Source organism: Kribbella yunnanensis (assembly GCF_039529655.1).
Lineage (GTDB): Bacteria > Actinomycetota > Actinomycetes > Propionibacteriales > Kribbellaceae > Kribbella > Kribbella yunnanensis.
In genome coordinates, this window is the sequence record NZ_BAAANF010000004.1 from 49,183 (window position 1) to 65,158 (window position 15,976).

Below are 15,976 nucleotides of genomic sequence, written 5' to 3' on the forward strand. Positions count from 1 at the left end.
CGTCAGGAACGGGAGGCAGCTGCGTGATCAAGCTGGCGCTTGTCCTCGTTGCGGGGTACGCGGGCTACAAGGTCGCCTACCACTCCGAAGACGGTGAGCACTACGGCAAGGTCGGCGACCGCGTACTCCGCACGTCGCTGTCCTTGCTGATCGGCGCACTGGCCGCGGGGATCACCTACGCAGCCCTCCTGAACCACTAAGAGGCGTTCTCCTTCTGCGACGAGTGCTCAAGCAGATGCAGCACCGGAACCTTGAGATGCCGGCGAGCCGAGTTGGTCCAGTCCAAATGGAAGAACTCCGCCACCACATGCGGCCGCGTCAGGATCACAACCTCCTGACCCTTCGCCGCATCCACAGTCGCGATCAACGCATCGATCGGCCGCTCATGCGAGATCCCGCCCTCAGCCGTCTTCCCAAGATCACGCAGCCGCTGCACACTTCGGCCGCTGCATCCCTTGGCCTCACTGTCGATCGCCTTCTGCGCCTCCGCCAGATCCTGCCGCTGAGTAGCCAGCCCCGGCCCATACAAGTCGGCCGTCCCCAGCGCACTGATCGAAGCTTCCACCCCCGCCTCGGCGTTGTGACACGGCACCAGCACGTGGTACTTCACCTGATCAGGCATGTCCTCGTGCAGTTCGACCACACGCTTGGCGTCCGGCTCCGAGAGTTCCTGTTCCACGAGCAGTACGACGTCATACATCGCGCACCTCCGGTCACTACCAGTCGGTATGCACCCATAGTGCCCCCACTAGCCACCCACATGCTCAACTGGATCGTTCTAGAACTCGCTGACCGTACGTCCGGAGCGCCCGCAGCAGGTCGATCTCGCGAAACGCCGGCCAGTTGAGGTCGCAGAACTCGATATCTGACCGGGTCGCCTGCCACAGCAGGAAGTCCGACATCCGCAGCTCGCCACTGGTCCGGATCACCAGATCCGGGTCGGGCAGACCGGGCACGTAGAGGTGCCGGCTGATGTCCTCCTCGGTCAGCTCCGCAGCCACCTCAGACAGCTCGCGACCTGACGCTGCGGCCTCGTCCAGTACGCCGCGGACCGCATCGACCATCTCGAGTCGGCCGCTGTAGCCGATGGCAATCGTCAGATCGCCGGCGTCGTGGCGATCCCGGGTGGCCTCGACGGCCTCCTTCAGCGCGCGGGCAGTCGAATCCGGGAGGAGATCCGGTTGCCGTCCATGACGATCGCGACGTGCTGCGGCTGGGGGAGGCCGGCGAGTTGGCGGCGCAGTTTGTGGGTGTAGAGGCGGTAGAGAAGGTTCATCAGCTGGTCGCGCTCGTCAGTACGTCGGCCAGGTCGAACTTGAGGGGTTCTTCGAGTTGTTCGTAGGTGCAGGACTCGGGGGTGCGGTCGGGGCGCCAGCGGACGAACTGGGCGGTGTGGCGGAAGCGGACGCCTTCCATGTGGTCGTAGCGGACCTCGACTACGCGCTCGGGGCGGAGGGGTGTGAAGGAGAGGTCCTTGCCGGCTTGCCAGCGGCTGCCTTCGGCGTTGCGTGGGGTTCGGGTGCCTTCCTCCTGCTTGGCCCAAGCCCAGGGGTGGTCGTCGAAGGTGGTGACGAGTTCCTGCATCTCGACGAAGAGTTCCTTGCGGCGTTCGAGGGGGAAGGCGCCGATGACGCCGACGCTTGCCAACGTGCCGTCCTCGTTGTAGAGGCCGAGTAGTAGCGAACCGATGCGGTCGGGACCGCTCTTGTGGAGGCGGTAGCCGGCGACGACGCAGTCCGCCGTACGCTCGGGCTTGATCTTGAACATGGTCCGCTTGTCCGGCAGGTAGAGGCCGTCGAGCGGTTTCGCGATCAGCCCGTCCAGCCCGGCGCCCTCGAACTGTTCGAACCACTGGCCGGCCGTGTCGTGGTCGGTGGTGGCGGGCGTGATGTGGATCGGTTCCTTCGCATCGGCGAGCGCCTCCAGCAACGCAGTACGGCGTTCGCTGAACGGGCGCTCGGTGTAGTCGTCGTCGCCGAGCGCCAGCAGGTCGAAGGCGACGAAGCGGGCCGGCGTCTTCTCGGACAGCATGTTCACCCGGCTCGCGGCGGGATGGATCCGCTGTTGCAGCACCTCGAAGTCGAGGCGGTCGCCGGACTCGCCGATCACCACGATCTCGCCGTCGATCGCGCAGCGCTCCGGCAGGTTCGCCTTGATCGCCTCGACGAGCTCGGGGAAGTACCGCGTCATCGGCTTCTCGTTGCGGCTGCCGATCTCCACCTCGTCACCGTCGCGGAAGATGATCGAGCGGAACCCGTCCCACTTGGGTTCGTAGCTCAGCTCCCCGCGCGGGATCCCCTTCACGGGTTTCGCGAGCATCGGCTTCACCGGCGGCATCACAGGCAGGTCCATGTGGCCATTCTCACCTATGCCCAACTCCATTGGTCTCCGATGCGTCTCACCCGGTGAAGGCAAATGTTGACCAACTCGGGAGGTTGATCATGCGCATCAAAGGTCAGAAGAAGCTCCTCGGGACGGCTGCCGCACTCGCTGTGACCGTGCCGTTCGTCCTCGGTGGCGCCGCTCCGGCGACCGCTGCGACGGCCTGCGGCAAGTCCGTGGCGAACGTCGACGCCGTGACGTACGCCGATCGTCTCGTCCGCGCGTGGGGTAGCGGCGAACAGGCCGCCACGTCCTGCTACGCCAGTACGGCGACCGCCCGCGCACTGAACGCACAGGCGACTCCGGGCGGTGTCCACTGGCGCCGTGTCGGCACTCAAGGCGCTGCCGGGACGATCTACGTGACGTACCACGACGACGCGCGCGGCGGGAACCTCACTGTCGGCGTACAGAATGTCGGCCTGCGCGGATCGGGCGGCTGGCACGCCGCGACGAGCGCGCGGTTCGTCGGTGAACCGAAGGCGTGGGGTCCGGTGCAGTGGTCCGACAACCTGATCCGCGCCTGGGGTCGCGGTGACACGAAGTGGATGGCGTACTACGGAACCCCGAATGTCACCAAGGCACTGACGAAGATCTCGAAGACCGGCGGCTCGTCGTGGCGCCGGATCGCGGCTGATGCCGGGGCCGGTTCGACGTACGTCACCTATCGGAACGACGCCACCGGCCACCGCCTCGTCGTCGGCGTGTCGAACATCGGACTGAGCCAGGGCGACGCCCACGCGGCCGATCGGGTCCAGTACAAGTAAGGCGCGACCCGCGAGGTCTGTGGACAGTGAGCCGATCGCCGTCGACAATTTCGTCTATGGGTCCGCTCCCGCTGGTGAACACGCGTCCTTCCGACGCGGAGCGCGATCGCGCGCTCGCGGTCCTGCGGGAGGGCGCCGGCTCCGGGCGGTTGTCGCACGACACGTTCATCCGCCGGATGAACTTCGTCCTGCGCGCCCAGAGCCGCGGTGAGCTCGATTCGGTCCTGACCGATCTACCCCGCCCCGAACCTCGCATCGCCGGCTGGATGCGCACCACGCGCACCCGGCTGGCGCGGGTCAACGTCTGGCGCCGCCTCGAGGACGTCCTCGGGATCCCGCTGGCGAAGCGCGAACTCCCCGCCGTACCGATCCAGAACCTCGCCCTACCCCCAGCCGGTACGCCGACGGTCCGCATCGGCCGCGGTCCCGGCGCGACCCTCCGCCTCGCCGACCTCTCCGTCTCCCGCTACCACGCCGAACTCCGCCACGTCGGCGACGGCTGGATGATCCGCGACCTCGGCTCGATGAACGGCACCGAACACAACGGCCGCCGCATCACCACCCCCGTCCGTGTCCGCCCCGGCGACCACCTCCGCTTCGGCGCCATCACCTTCACCCTCACCTGGACCGACGAACCCGAATAGTCCTTTAGCGTGGGCACATGGTGCGCTCGGTGGGACTGTTCGTGCTGGCGGCGCTGGCTGAGATCGGTGGAGCCTGGCTGATCTGGCAGGGCTGGCGTGAGCATCGAGGGTTGTGGTGGATCGCTGGGGGAGTCGTTGCCTTGGGCGCCTATGGGTTCGTGGCGACGTTCCAGCCCGATCCGAACTTCGGCCGGATCCTCGCGGCGTACGGCGGCGTGTTCGTGGCTGGGTCGTTGGCGTGGGGGATGGTGGTCGACAAGTTCCGGCCGGATCGGTGGGATCTGGCCGGCGCGGCGATCTGTCTGGTGGGAGTCGCGGTCATCATGTACGCGCCGCGCAGCAGCTAGACCGGAGGTTCGATGACGGTCGGGTGGGCGTCGGGGTGGGTGGTCCACCAGGCGCGGGCGGCGGCGTTCTCTGCGATGGTCTCGCGGTAGGTGTCGATGAAGGTTCGGTGGACCGCGTTGACGGTTTCCTGGCTTACCTTGTCTACGCGCCAGCGGAGGGTGCGGCGCCAGGAGAGGGGTTGGCCGGTCAGCGGTTTCACGATCGTGCGGGGGAGTTCCCGGACGGTGGGTGCGCAGAGGCAGATGCCGCGGCCGGCGCCGATGAGCTGCTCGATCTCGGTCGTGTCGAGGTTTCCGTACCGGAACTGCGGAGTGAATCCGGCGTCCTCACAGACCTCGCGAAGATAGGCGAGTTCGCCGTCCTCCTTGCCGGCCGGTGGGCAGATCCAGACATCGTCGGCCAGGTCGGCGAGCTTGACCTCGTCGATGCCGGCCAGGTGGTGATCGGCGGGGAGCGCGATCCCGAACGGTTCCGGGTAGACCATCAGCTGCTCGCGGATCCCCGGCGGGCACGGCGGCGCGTACGCGTCCTCGGCGCGCCCGATCATCGCGATGTCGAGAACGTCGGCGGCCAGCAGCTCGGTCAGTACGGCGCTCGAGGAATCCACCTGAGTCGCGATCTCGCGATCGGAGAGCGCTCTCTCCAACCGCGACAGCCAGGCCCCGAACATCACCGTGCGCGATGATCCGAGCCGCAGCGTTCCGGATCCGGAGGTATAACGCCGGCTCGATCCGATCAGCTCGTCCATGTCCGCGAGCATCGCCCGCGACCGGCTCAGCACGTGCTTCCCCAGGGGAGTCGGTACGACGCCGGTCGACCCGCGCTCGAACAGGGATCCGCCGACCGCCTCCTCGATGCGGTGCAGCTGGGCGGTCAGCGACGGTTGCGAGACACCCAGTGCGGCGGCGGCCTTGGAGACGCTGCCCGTGTCCGCAAGGCGGCAGACCACGCGCAGATGGCGAAGTTCGAGCTCCATAGCGGCGAGGTTATGCCCTGCTGGGATATCACAGCCATCACGTAGAGGTGTCAATGTCATCGGACAGAGGACACCGGCCGTTCACCTGCCCGCCCTGCCGGAACCGGCGTCCTCCTCATTCCGCCACCGGCCGGCCCGGACTGCAGCCCCAGCGGCCGGTGGCGGGGTCTCCGCCCCCATCTAGTGAGGACGTGTCCCAGTGAAACGCACTGCCCTGCGTACGGCGACGGTCGGAGGCGTGCTCAGTCTCGCGCTTCTGACCACCGCCGTTGTCACTACCAAGCTCCCGTCGGCCGACGCCGATGCGAGCGTCGCGCCGAAGCCCGATCCAAGGGCCGCCGCGATCCGCACCGCCGACCGCCTGGTCGAGGGCCGGGCCGCCGAGCTGAAAGCCGGTTCTGGGGACCGGTTCATCCGTCAGCAGGACATCAGCACCCCGTGGGGTCTGCAGTACGTCGCCTACCAGCGCACGTACCAGGACCTGGCCGTGATCGGCGGCGACTTCGTCGTCACCACCGATGCCGCCGGCAACGCCAAGGGCATCACCGTCGCCCAGCAGCAGCCGATCTCGCTCGACCGCACCCCCACGGTCTCGAAGGCTGCTGCCCGCAAGGCGGCGCTGAAGACGCTCCAGAAGGCCGACGCGGTTCCTGGTGAGCCGACGCTGGTCGTCTACGCCGGTGGCGCCAAGCCCGTGCTCGCCTGGGAGGCCCGCGTCCAGGGCCGCGACCACGGTGAGGCGACCCGCCAGAAGGTGTACGTCGACGCGCGCACCGGCAAGGTCGTGCACACGATCGAGGAGAGCGCGGCCGGCACCGGTACCGGGATCTGGAACGGTTCGAACCTGACCATCGGTACGACGCAGTCCGGTTCGACGTACACGATGGTGGACCCGGCGCGCCCGTCGCTGCGATGCGGCAACCAGTCGAACGGCACGACGTTCTCCGGCCCGGACGACACCTGGGGCAGTACGTCGAAGACCGACCGCGAGGCCGGTTGCGTCGATGTCATGAACACCGCCGCCGGTGAGTGGGATCTGCTGAAGAACTGGTACGGGCGCAACGGCCTGGACAACCAGGGCAAGTGGGCCGACGCACTCGTCGGGCTCGGTGACATCAACGCCTACTGGGGTTCGCAGTACAACCCCGACGGTGTCGTCTTCGGCTACAACAACGCGAACAACTGGATCACCGGTATCGACGTGGTCGCCCATGAGTACGGTCACGGGCTGGACGCGAACACCCCCGGCGGGATCTCCGGGCACCCGTCGCAGGAGTCGGTCGCGGACATCTGGGGAGCGCTCACCGAGGCGTATCTCAACAACCCGAACGACGCTCCCGACTACGAGGTCGGCGAGCGGATCAACCTGCAGGGCAACGGCCCGATCCGCTACATGTACCAGCCGTCGAAGGTCTCCGGGCACCCGGACTGCAACTCCAGCAGTCTGCCGAGCTCGGTGCACGCCGCGGCCGGTCCGATGAACCACTGGTTCTACTTGCTTGCCGAGGGCACCAATCCCGGTAATGGCAACCCGACCAGCCCTACCTGTAACAACACCACGCTGACCGGCATCGGGATCAAGGACGCCGGCAAGATCTTCTACAACGCAATGCTGTCGAAGACGTCCGGCATGACGTACGGCAAGTGGCGCTCGGTCACGCTGAATGCCGCGAAGAACCTGGACAGCAGCTGTGCCTGGCACGGCAAGGTCAAGGCAGCCTGGGACGCCGTGTCGGTCCCGGCCCAGTCCGGCGAGGCCACCTGCGCCCCGAGCGGTAACGACTTCACCATGTCCGTCTCGCCCGCGAGCGGCACCGTGAAGCCCGGAGAGAGCGCTTCCGCAACGGTGAACACCGTGATCGGCAGCGGCTCGGCGCAGTCGGTCCAGCTGAGCGCGTCCGGTCTGCCGTCCGGCGCGACCGCGTCGTTCGACCCGGCCTCGATCCAGTCCGGAAACTCGTCGACGCTGAAGATCAGCACGACGTCGAGTACGCCGGAAGGTTCGTACGACATCCGCATCACTGGTGATGGTGCGAACGTCGACCGAACTGCGACGTACCGGCTGACCGTCGGCGGATCCGCCCCGCCCGCCGGCGTGCCGAACATCGACGTCGAGAAGGTGAAGGCTCACCTGCAGGCGTTGCAGACAGCAGCGGACAACAACGGCGGCAACCGGCGGGCCGGCAGCGCGGGCTACACCGCGTCGGTCAGCTACATCGAGGGCAAGCTGCGCGATGCCGGGTACACGGTGGCCAAGCAGCGGTGCACGAACTGCCAGTACCCGTCGGACAACCTGATCGCCGACTACCCCGGTGGTGACGCGAACCAGGTGATCATGCTCGGTGCGCACCTGGACAGCGTGAGCGCCGGTCCGGGCAGCAACGACAACGGTTCGGGATCGGCAGCGATCCTCGAGGTCGCGCTTGCGCTCGCACAGCAGCAGCCGACGCTGGTCAAGCACGTCCGGTTCGGTTGGTGGACCGATGAGGAGCAGGGCCTGAACGGCTCGGAGTTCTACGTCGGCCAGCTGTCGTCGGCTGACAAGTCGAAGATCAAGGCCTACCTGAACTTCGACATGGTCGCCTCCACGAACGCGGGCTACTTCGTCAACAACATCACCACGGACACCGGCAAGGTGCTGAAGGCGTTCTACGACGGGCTGAACCTGGCTCCCGAGGAGAACACCGAAGGTGCGGGACGCTCGGACGACGCGTCCTTCAAGAATGCCGGGATCCCGACCAGCGGTGTCGCCGCCGGGGCCAGTGCCCGCAAGACAACTGCGCAGGCACAGAAGTGGGGCGGCACCGCTGGCTCGGCCTACGACCCCTGCTACCACGCGGCCTGCGACAAGTACCCGGCGAACATCGCGGCGACCGTGCTCGACCGCAGTGCCGACGCGGCGGCGTACGGGTTGTGGAAGCTGGCTGTCGGCGAACCGCCGACCGGGAGTGACTTCAGCCTGAGCCTCGACCCGGCCAGCGGTTCGGTTGCCCCGGGCAACTCGGTGCAGACGACCGTGAAGACGGCCACCACGAGTGGTGACCCGCAGTCGGTGCAGCTGGCCGCGAGCGGCCTGCCGAGCGGGGTGACCGCGACATTCTCGCCGACCAGCGTGACGTCGGGCTCGTCGTCGACGCTGACGATCGCCGCGTCGTCGTCGACGGCAGCCGGCTCGTACGACGTCGTGGTCAAGGGGACCGGCGCGGTCAGCCACGAGTCGACGTACCGGCTGACGGTGACCGGCTCGCAGACCGGCACCGTGACGGTGGAGAACCCGGGGAGCCAGTTCGGATTCGTCGGCTGGCAGGCCTTCCCGCTGCAGCTGCGGGGAACCTCGAGCGCCGGCCTGCCGATCACCTTCACCGCCACCGGCCTGCCGCCCGGCCTGACGATCAGCTCGTCCGGCTCGGTCACCGGGATGCCGACCACCCGCGGCACCTACTCGGTTACCGCGACCGGCAAGGACTCCAGCGGCGCAAGCGGAAAGGCGACCTTCAGCTACACCATCTATTAACAGGCTGGGCCGCGGAGGAACCCACCAGGTCTTCCGCGGCCCGACGCCCACACCGCGCGGCCTTCTCCTGATGAGGTGGGAGAAGGCCCCGGTGTCGGCGGATCAAGGCAGGAGAACGACCTTGCCCACGGTCCGCCGTTCTTCGAGCGCCCGGTGAGCGGACGACGCCTCGGAGAGCGGGAACGTGGTCGAGAGCGCTCTCCAGCGGCCCTCGACGGTCTCGTCGAGGGCCGCCTTCTCGAATTCCCGAAGCCGGCTGCGGATATCACCGAGCGCGGCCGTGACCGAGACGCCGCGGGAGGACAACTCAGGGGAGTCCTCCGGCAGCGGATCGCCGCCTGACCAACCGAACGTCAGCACCCGCCCGCCGTCCGCGATCAGCTCCAAGGCCTGCCGCCCACTCTCACCCGCAACCCCGTCAAGCATCACGGTCACCGGCCGATGGGGACTGTTGGGGGCGGCCGCCGCATTCCCCGTCGGTTCGTGCCCCGCCGGCTCGTGCCCCGCCGTGAGATCAGCTCGGAGAGCGCTCACCCACTCCGGATCCCGGTAGTCGGCGACATAGTGGGCCCCTAGATCACGGACCAGCTGCACCTTGGCCGGTCCACCCGCGACGCCGATCACCGTTGCCCCGACATTGCGCGCAGCCTGAATCAGGTACGCGCCGATCCCACCCGCCGCCGAAGTCACCAGCACGACGTCGTCGGGGGAGAGCGCTGCCTGCGCGAGGATCCCCGCCGTCGTGCGCCCGGTCCCGATCGCCGCCACCGCCTGTACGCCGTCCACGTGATCAGGCAGCTCGTACAGCGACTCCACCTTCGCGACCGCAAGTTCGGCGTACCCGCCCGGCACCATCCCGAGATGGACCACCACCCGCTTACCGACCCACCCGCCGTCAACCTCCGGCCCGACCTCCCGCACAACCCCGGCGATCTCCCGCCCCGGAATCGTCGGCAACTCCGGCGCCGAGAAGGCGGTCCCCTCGAAGTTGCCCTCCCGCAGAAACGTGTCGAGCAAGTGCACCCCGGCCGCCTCGACCTGGATCAACACCATCCCCGGACCCGGTACCGGATCCGGTGCCTCTTCATACCGCAGGTTCTCGGCCGGCCCGAACGCATGCAACTGAATCGTCTTCATGGCCGAGAAGCTATGACCTCAACTTCACTTGAGGTCAAGCCAGTACTGCGGATCCGGCAGCAGCGCGTCCAGCCGATCGACAAGCTCTTGCGGGAGCTCGGCTTCCAACGCGGTGAGGAGCGCGTCGACGCGAGCGGGCTTGGTAATGCCGACGACCGTGCCGGTGATGTTCGGGTTGTCCACCGAATGGCGCAGCGCCGCGGTAGCCAGGTCCAGCCCATGATCGCGGCACGCCGCATCCATCTCAGCGACAGCCTTCAGTACGGCGTCAGGCGCATCGCGGTAGCCGTACTTGGTCGCGCCCTGGGGGTTCGCGAGAATGCCGCCGCCGTAGATCGCCGCGTTCACCACCGCGAGATCATCAGAGAGCGCTCTCTGATGTAGCTCAGCCGCGGAGTGGTCAACCAGGCTCCAGCGGTTGTGAACCAGGAGAACCTCGAAACCGCCGAGGTCGAGATAGCGGCCGAGTTCGGTGGTGTTGCCGCCTGCCAGGCCGACGTGGCCGATCTCGCCGTCGGCGCGAAGCTGCATCAAGGTGTCGACCGCGTCGCGCATCGAGTCGAAGTCGTGGAACTCGGGGTCGTGCAGGTAGACCAGCGGCAGGTCGTCGAGCCCGAGACGTTCCTTGCTCTCGGCAACGCTGGCCCGGACCCGCGCCCCCGAGTAGTCGGAACCACGCGCGTCCACCTTGGTCGCGACCAGGAACCCGTCCGGGAGGCCGCCGTACTGGCGGATGGCCTGGCCGATGCGGCGTTCGCTCTCGCCGTCGCTGTAGCCGTTCGAGGTGTCGATCCAGGTGATCGGGCTGTCGAAGATCCGCAGGATGACTTCGATCGCCTGCTCCGCCGAGACGTCGTACCCGAAGACGGCGGGCATACTGCCCAGCCCGCTGCCCCCGGCGCAAACAGAAGAGACGGTCAATCCGGTGCTGCCGAGTGGTCGTAGGTCCATGCCATCGACCCTACGACCAGGGCGCGTCGCCAAGAGTTTCGAGGGTGGTGCGTGGGCAAGTTGAGCCCACAACCAGCCCCCAAGCAGCCCACATATTCCTTGTAAATAAGGGGTTCTGAGCTCGAAAACTGTCGGTGGCCGTGTCTAAGCTGTTGGGTATGGAGATGTTGGCGATGCCCCCGGTGTACACGCAGAGCAGCAGCGAACTGCTGTCGCGCTTGGACACCTTGAAGGCCGCCAAAGCCCTGATCGAAACCGACGAACTCCAAGTGCTCGCCCGCCTCGACGAGATGGGCGCCGCGGCCGAGCTCGGTGCCCGCGACACCGTGGAGCTGGTCTCGGAACGGTACCGGATCGACCGTGCCGAGGTCCGCAAAGACCTCACCTTCACCAGCGCCCTGCGCAAGTACCCGGCGGTGACCGCCGCCCTCCCCGACCCGTCGGATCCGGCGCGGCCCGCAGTGGTGTCACCCGAGCAGGCCAAGGTCATCGTCAAGACCTTGGAGAAAGCCCCCGCGACCGTCCCGGTCGAGACCCTGACGGTCGCCGAGGAGCAGATGGTCGAAGCGGCCCGGATCACCAACCCCCGCGAACTCACCCGGTTCGGGCACAAGGTGCTGTCTACTTTGGACACTGATGGCCCGGAGCCGGCCGAGGACCAGGCGCGTGCGAAAGAGTACCTGCGGCTACGGCCCACCGAAGACGGCGTCAAGATCTCCGGGTTCGTGGCCGGCGCCTATGCCGAACTCCTCAAGACCCAGCTCCACACCCTGTCCAAGCCCCACAAGACCGTCGACGGTGAACGCGACCCCCGTACGGCCGACCAACGCGGCGCCGACGCGCTGAAGATCATCCTGGACCGCGCCGCAGGCAACCCCGACTCACCCGGCGTCCCGCACCTGACAGTCACCATCGACTTCGAAGACCTCAAAGCCTCACTGGCCGCCGCCCCAGCCGCCCTCGGCGGCACAGCCGACACCCGTGCGGCCGACGGGCGTGGCGGGGTGGGTGAGTTGGTGTTCGGCGGGAACCTGTCCGCCGGTGCGGTGCGGCTGCTGGCCTGTGACGCGGCGGTGCTGCCGATCGTGCTGGGCGGTGATTCGCAACCGTTGGATGTGGGCCGCGAGCAACGCTTCGTCAACCGCTACATCCGCCGTGCATTGAACAAACGTGACAAAGGCTGCGTGGTCTGCAAGGCACCACCGTGGATGTGTCACGCCCACCACCTCATCCACTGGGCCGCCGGAGGTCCCACCAGCCTGCAGAATCTCGCGTTGCTGTGCGCGGTCCACCACCGCGCCGTCCACGACGGCCAATGGGCACTGTCGATCACCACGGACGGCGTCCAGGTCACCCGCCCGTCATGGGCCGACCCGCCCCGCACCGATCCCGCCGCACTCGCTGAGGTGATCGGCTGGGTGACCCCTGTCTCCAGGCCCGACGCCAGTGACAGCGATGCCGGTCGGGGCGGTGTCATCAGTGCCACTGCCGACTGGAGTGGCCACGGCGGTGTCACCAGCAGCCCGACTCATGAGCAGCCGGACCGGCTCCCGCCCGCTAGCACCCTCCCCAACCCCGCACTGGCCGCTGCCCGTGAGGCCCTCCGGACTTGGCTCACCGCAGTGGCACCCAACTACACCGACCCCTGGGGCACCAACGCCACCCCCACAGCCGGCCCGTAAACCCCACCATCCGGTCCACCAACACCACCCGTCCATCACCCCACCGCGGCAGCCGGTCCCCAGACCGGCCCGCGGACCTATCCACGCCCACTACCTACCCGCCGCAACCGCCACAGCTGAGGCCACCGCCCACACCACCGGATCCACCGCCATCCCCGTGATTTCCAAGCAGCACCTACACCGATGAGTCAGCCGCAGGCCACCTGATCCCCTGTCCCCGGGGCAGCAACCATGGCGCTGGGTCAGTTGCAGGCCACCTGATCCCCTGGTCCCCGCGCCAGCAACCACAACAGTGGGTCAGCCGCAGGCCGCCTGATCCCGTGGCAGCAACCACAGCCCGTCAGCCACAGACGACGCAGGCACTGGTCACCCGCAGCAACCATCCGGCTCAGCCACCGGATCGCCCAGCCACCCTGCTTTTGGTCGGCCGCAGCGGCGATCAACCACCGCGCACGTCGTCGGCCGAGCTGATGCTCGGCTGTGCCACCCAACCGGATCAGCTGTAAGTCACCTGGTCCTGGGGCAGCAACCACAGCCCGTCAGCCTCAGACGACGCAGACACCGGTCGCCGGCAGCAACCATCCGGCTCAGCCACCGGATCGCCCAGCCACCCTGCTTTTGGTCGGCCGCAGCGGCGATCAACCACCGCGCACGTCGTCGGCCGAGCTGATGCTCGGCTGCGCCACCCAACCGGACCAGCCGTAAGCCACCTCGTCCCGGGGCAGCAACCACAACGGCAGGTGAACTGCAGGCCACCTGGTCCTGGGGCGGCAACTACAGCGATGGTCAGCCGCAAGCCACCTGATCTCCGCGGCAGCAACCACAGCCCGTCGGCCCCAGGCGAGGGAGACGCTGGTTGCCGGCAGCAACCATCCGGCTCAGCCACCGGATCGCCCAGCCACCCTGCTTTTGGTCGGCCGCAGCGGCGATCAACCACCGCGCACGTCGTCGGCCGAGTCCACGCCTGGCTGTGCCAGCCATCCGGATCATCCGTAAGCCACGTGATCCTGGGCAGCAGCTACCGCGGTGGGCCAGCCGCAACCCACCTGATGCCGCGGCGGCAACTACGGCGGTGGGTCAGCTGCACGTCGCCTGATCCCGTAGGCGGCAACCACAGCCCGTCAGCCCCAGACGACGCACGCACTGGTCGCCGGCAGCAACCATCCGGCTCAGCCACCGGATCGCCCAGCCATCCTGCTTTTAGCCGGCCGCACCGGTGAGCAACCACCGCAAACGTCAGCGGCCGAGTCCACGCCGGCAGCACCTCCGTCGACGGGTCAGCCGCAGGTCACGTGATCAACGGGGCAGCAACGGCAGCGGTGGGTCACCTGCACCCCACCTGGGTCTCGGGTCAGCAACTGCAGCGGTGGGTCAGCCGCAAGCCACCTGATCGGCCATCGCCCGGGAGTGGCAAGGCCTGGGGTGCTGCCGATCCGGTTCCCAACCCGCCCACTGGTGGCCGGAGACAGGAAATGGTGGCTTGAGACCTGGAGGAGCAGGTCTCCGGCCCTCAGTTGGTGTCTCCCGCCACCAGTGGTGGCCGGGGCTCGAGAAGCAAGACGCGCCGGTGGCGACGGACGGACGGAGGCTGCGCGCAGCACCTCAGCGGTTGACGACCGCGGGTGTCGTCGTCCTCCGGAGGCCGCTGTCAGTTGAGGGGCCATGCGTTCGAACTGATCCTTCTCCGCTCGAATCGTGAGGGGAGAAGGGTGGCGGTTATCCGGGAAGACTTCCTCGGCTTGGGATGGGATGGGTCAGGTTCTAGGCCTCGCTACTGGCGGCAGCAACTCCGGCGGTGGGCGAGCGGGAGCGGAGGTGTAGTGGTCAGAGGCGGCCGGTGCGCTCGACGTCATGGCCGTGGGCAGTTCCGTTGGGGGCTGGTTGGCGCACTAGGGTTGGCGGCATGGTGATTCGGCTGAGTGAGCGGTGGCCGGAGGTCAGCTCGGATCGGCTGCTCTCCGAGTGCGTGCCGCCGCCTCGATTCGCCGACGCGCGGTTCGCGACGTATCGGCCGAATCCGGAGGAGCCCTCGCAGGCCGAGGCGCTCGGCGTACTGATCGAGCGTTCCGAACAGTTGGCTCAGCCGCGGCAGTCGCCGTCATTGTGGTCCCGGTTGCGTGGTCGTGCGCCTGACCCAGGCAAGCCCGGGGTCTACCTCGACGGCGGGTTCGGGGTCGGCAAGACGCATCTGCTTGCGTCGCTGTGGCACGAGGCGGCCGGGCCGAAGATGTACTGCACGTTTGTCGAGCTCACCAACCTCGTCGGCGCGCTCGGACTTCGCGCGGCCGTCGAGGCGCTGTCGTCGTACCGGCTGATCTGCATCGACGAGTTCGAGCTCGACGATCCCGGCGACACGATGCTGATCACGCGGCTGCTCGGTCAGCTCGTCGCCGCCGGTGTCCAGCTCGCCGCGACCTCGAACACGCTGCCCGACAAGCTGGGGGAGGGGCGGTTCCAGGCGGTCGACTTCCTCCGCGAGATCCAGGCGCTGGCCGCGAACTTCGACGTACGGCGGATCGACGGCCCCGACTACCGCCATCGCGGCCTGCCGGAAGCACCCGAGCCGTGGAGCGACGAGCGCGTCGAGCAGACGGCGGCCGAGCGGCCGTCGACGTCGTGCGATCACTTCGTCGACCTGCATCATCACCTGGCCGAGCTGCACCCGAGCAAGTACGGCGCTCTGCTCGACGGCGTGCAGGCGGTTGCGATCACCGACATCCGGCCGCTCGACGACGAGAACGTCGCGTTGCGGATGGTGGTGCTGGCTGACCGCATGTACGACCGGGATCTGCCGTTGCTGGCGAGCGGCGTACCGCTTGATCAGCTGTTCTCGGCGGCCATGCTCAAGGGTGGGTACCGGAAGAAGTACTTACGGGCTTTGTCTCGATTGATCGCATTGTCACGCACGTCCTGAGACGCTGAACCCCCGGACGTGCTTCGCTGAAAGCATGCTCAAGAACCGCGTCCTGCTCTCGTCCGCGCTGCTCGTGCTGGGCTTGATCCTGCTCGCCGTCGGCGGCTTCATCCAGTTCCACGACGTCAGCGGCTTCGGCTGGGAGCAGTGGAACCGGCCGCTCGGGTACGTCGCGGCCGTGCTCGGCATCGCGGCGGTGATCGCCGCCTGGCCGTTGCCGAAGGCCCGCACTACGCTCGGGATCGAGCTGGCCGTGCTCAGCGGGCTCGTGATCTTGCTGGGGCTCGCGAACACCGGCTTCCGGTTCATCTGGGTCCGGGAAGAGTTCGAGATGGTGGCTTTCGAGTTCATCCTCTTCCTGCTCGCGGTCGTCCTGGTCGCCACCGCGCGAGCGGCGCGCACCGGAGCGGGCGGGTGGCTGCGGCTGGTCGGCTACCTCCTCGGTACGACGGTGCTGGTGTACGGCACTTTCCTCGTCGGGGTCGAGTACTACGACCGGACCATGTGTGGCAGTGAGGACTCCGGCGACTGCCTGGCCGTGCTGGGCGCGCTGTTCTGGGCGGGAGGTGCGATCGTGGTCTGCGTGATCGCGATCGCCGTGATCGAGGGCGTGTTGTGGCGACGCCGTCATCCTTCCCGGGTACCGCAGCACCGATAGGGCAGG

Annotated in this window: 16 protein-coding genes; 9 read left to right on the top strand and 7 right to left on the bottom strand. The window is 67.8% G+C overall.

Features of this window, described 5'->3' with window-relative positions:
- The first annotated feature begins 23 nt into the window (after window positions 1-23).
- Window positions 24-200 carry a hypothetical protein gene (locus ABD231_RS07110; protein WP_344146888.1) on the top strand — a complete coding sequence of 59 codons (177 nt, stop codon included), beginning with the start codon at window positions 24-26 and terminating at the stop codon, window positions 198-200.
- On the opposite strand, the gene ABD231_RS07115 is transcribed toward ABD231_RS07110, so the two are convergent.
- The 4 genes from ABD231_RS07115 to ABD231_RS07130 form a co-directional block, all read right to left on the bottom strand.
- Window positions 197-700 (bottom strand): hypothetical protein, encoded by a 504-nt coding sequence (locus ABD231_RS07115; protein WP_344146891.1) that lies wholly within the window; start codon window positions 698-700, stop codon window positions 197-199. The two genes, ABD231_RS07110 and ABD231_RS07115, sit on opposite strands and share 4 nt — an antisense overlap.
- Window positions 701-764: 64 nt before the next feature.
- Window positions 765-1,148, bottom strand: a complete 384-nt coding sequence (locus ABD231_RS07120; RefSeq protein ID WP_344147842.1) for an undecaprenyl diphosphate synthase family protein — start codon at window positions 1,146-1,148, stop codon at window positions 765-767.
- Window positions 1,145-1,276, bottom strand: coding sequence for a hypothetical protein (locus ABD231_RS07125; RefSeq protein WP_344146894.1), 132 nt, complete (start codon window positions 1,274-1,276; stop codon window positions 1,145-1,147). Before ABD231_RS07125 ends, ABD231_RS07120 begins: the two co-directional genes overlap by 4 nt.
- Window positions 1,276-2,352 (bottom strand): ATP-dependent DNA ligase, encoded by a 1,077-nt coding sequence (locus ABD231_RS07130; RefSeq protein ID WP_344146897.1) that lies wholly within the window; start codon window positions 2,350-2,352, stop codon window positions 1,276-1,278. Before ABD231_RS07130 ends, ABD231_RS07125 begins: the two co-directional genes overlap by 1 nt.
- An 89-nt stretch (window positions 2,353-2,441) precedes the next feature.
- On the opposite strand from ABD231_RS07130, the gene ABD231_RS07135 reads away from it, so the two are divergent.
- From ABD231_RS07135 to ABD231_RS07145, 3 genes are read left to right on the top strand one after another with little or no spacing between them, the layout of a single operon-like run.
- On the top strand, window positions 2,442-3,146 hold the full coding sequence (locus ABD231_RS07135) for a hypothetical protein (protein WP_344146900.1): 705 nt from the start codon (window positions 2,442-2,444) through the stop codon (window positions 3,144-3,146).
- Between the two features lie 56 nt (window positions 3,147-3,202).
- Complete coding sequence (locus tag ABD231_RS07140; RefSeq protein WP_344146903.1) at window positions 3,203-3,790, top strand: FHA domain-containing protein; 588 nt, start codon at window positions 3,203-3,205, stop codon at window positions 3,788-3,790.
- Between the two features lie 17 nt (window positions 3,791-3,807).
- The gene (locus ABD231_RS07145; RefSeq protein ID WP_344146906.1) at window positions 3,808-4,137 is read left to right on the top strand and encodes a YnfA family protein; all 330 of its coding nucleotides are present in this window, start codon (window positions 3,808-3,810) and stop codon (window positions 4,135-4,137) included.
- Here the strand turns inward: ABD231_RS07145 and ABD231_RS07150 are convergent.
- The gene (locus ABD231_RS07150) at window positions 4,134-5,114 is read right to left on the bottom strand and encodes a LysR family transcriptional regulator (protein WP_344146909.1); all 981 of its coding nucleotides are present in this window, start codon (window positions 5,112-5,114) and stop codon (window positions 4,134-4,136) included. The two genes, ABD231_RS07145 and ABD231_RS07150, sit on opposite strands and share 4 nt — an antisense overlap.
- Window positions 5,115-5,313: 199 nt before the next feature.
- Here ABD231_RS07150 and ABD231_RS07155 point away from each other — a divergent pair, with 199 nt between their 5' ends.
- Window positions 5,314-8,628 (top strand): M28 family peptidase, encoded by a 3,315-nt coding sequence (locus ABD231_RS07155; RefSeq protein ID WP_344146912.1) that lies wholly within the window; start codon window positions 5,314-5,316, stop codon window positions 8,626-8,628.
- A 102-nt stretch (window positions 8,629-8,730) separates the two neighbouring features.
- Here ABD231_RS07155 and ABD231_RS07160 read toward each other — a convergent pair whose 3' ends face one another.
- Both ABD231_RS07160 and ABD231_RS07165 read right to left on the bottom strand, forming a co-directional pair.
- A complete protein-coding gene (locus ABD231_RS07160; RefSeq protein ID WP_344146915.1) occupies window positions 8,731-9,765 on the bottom strand; it encodes a zinc-binding dehydrogenase in 1,035 nt (344 codons plus the stop codon).
- A 24-nt stretch (window positions 9,766-9,789) separates the two neighbouring features.
- Window positions 9,790-10,716 (bottom strand): aldo/keto reductase, encoded by a 927-nt coding sequence (locus ABD231_RS07165; RefSeq protein ID WP_344146918.1) that lies wholly within the window; start codon window positions 10,714-10,716, stop codon window positions 9,790-9,792.
- A gap of 158 nt (window positions 10,717-10,874) precedes the next feature.
- Here ABD231_RS07165 and ABD231_RS07170 point away from each other — a divergent pair, with 158 nt between their 5' ends.
- From ABD231_RS07170 to ABD231_RS07185, 4 genes are all read left to right on the top strand, one after another.
- Window positions 10,875-12,398 (top strand): HNH endonuclease signature motif containing protein, encoded by a 1,524-nt coding sequence (locus ABD231_RS07170; RefSeq protein WP_344146921.1) that lies wholly within the window; start codon window positions 10,875-10,877, stop codon window positions 12,396-12,398.
- A gap of 320 nt (window positions 12,399-12,718) precedes the next feature.
- Window positions 12,719-12,904: a hypothetical protein gene (locus ABD231_RS07175; protein ID WP_344146924.1), complete on the top strand. Its 186-nt coding sequence runs from the start codon at window positions 12,719-12,721 to the stop codon at window positions 12,902-12,904.
- 1,397 nt (window positions 12,905-14,301) lie between these two features.
- On the top strand, window positions 14,302-15,312 hold the full coding sequence (gene zapE / locus ABD231_RS07180; protein WP_344146925.1) for a cell division protein ZapE: 1,011 nt from the start codon (window positions 14,302-14,304) through the stop codon (window positions 15,310-15,312).
- A 34-nt stretch (window positions 15,313-15,346) separates the two neighbouring features.
- Window positions 15,347-15,970, top strand: a complete 624-nt coding sequence (locus ABD231_RS07185) for a hypothetical protein (RefSeq protein ID WP_344146927.1) — start codon at window positions 15,347-15,349, stop codon at window positions 15,968-15,970.
- Window positions 15,971-15,976 lie beyond the last annotated feature (6 nt).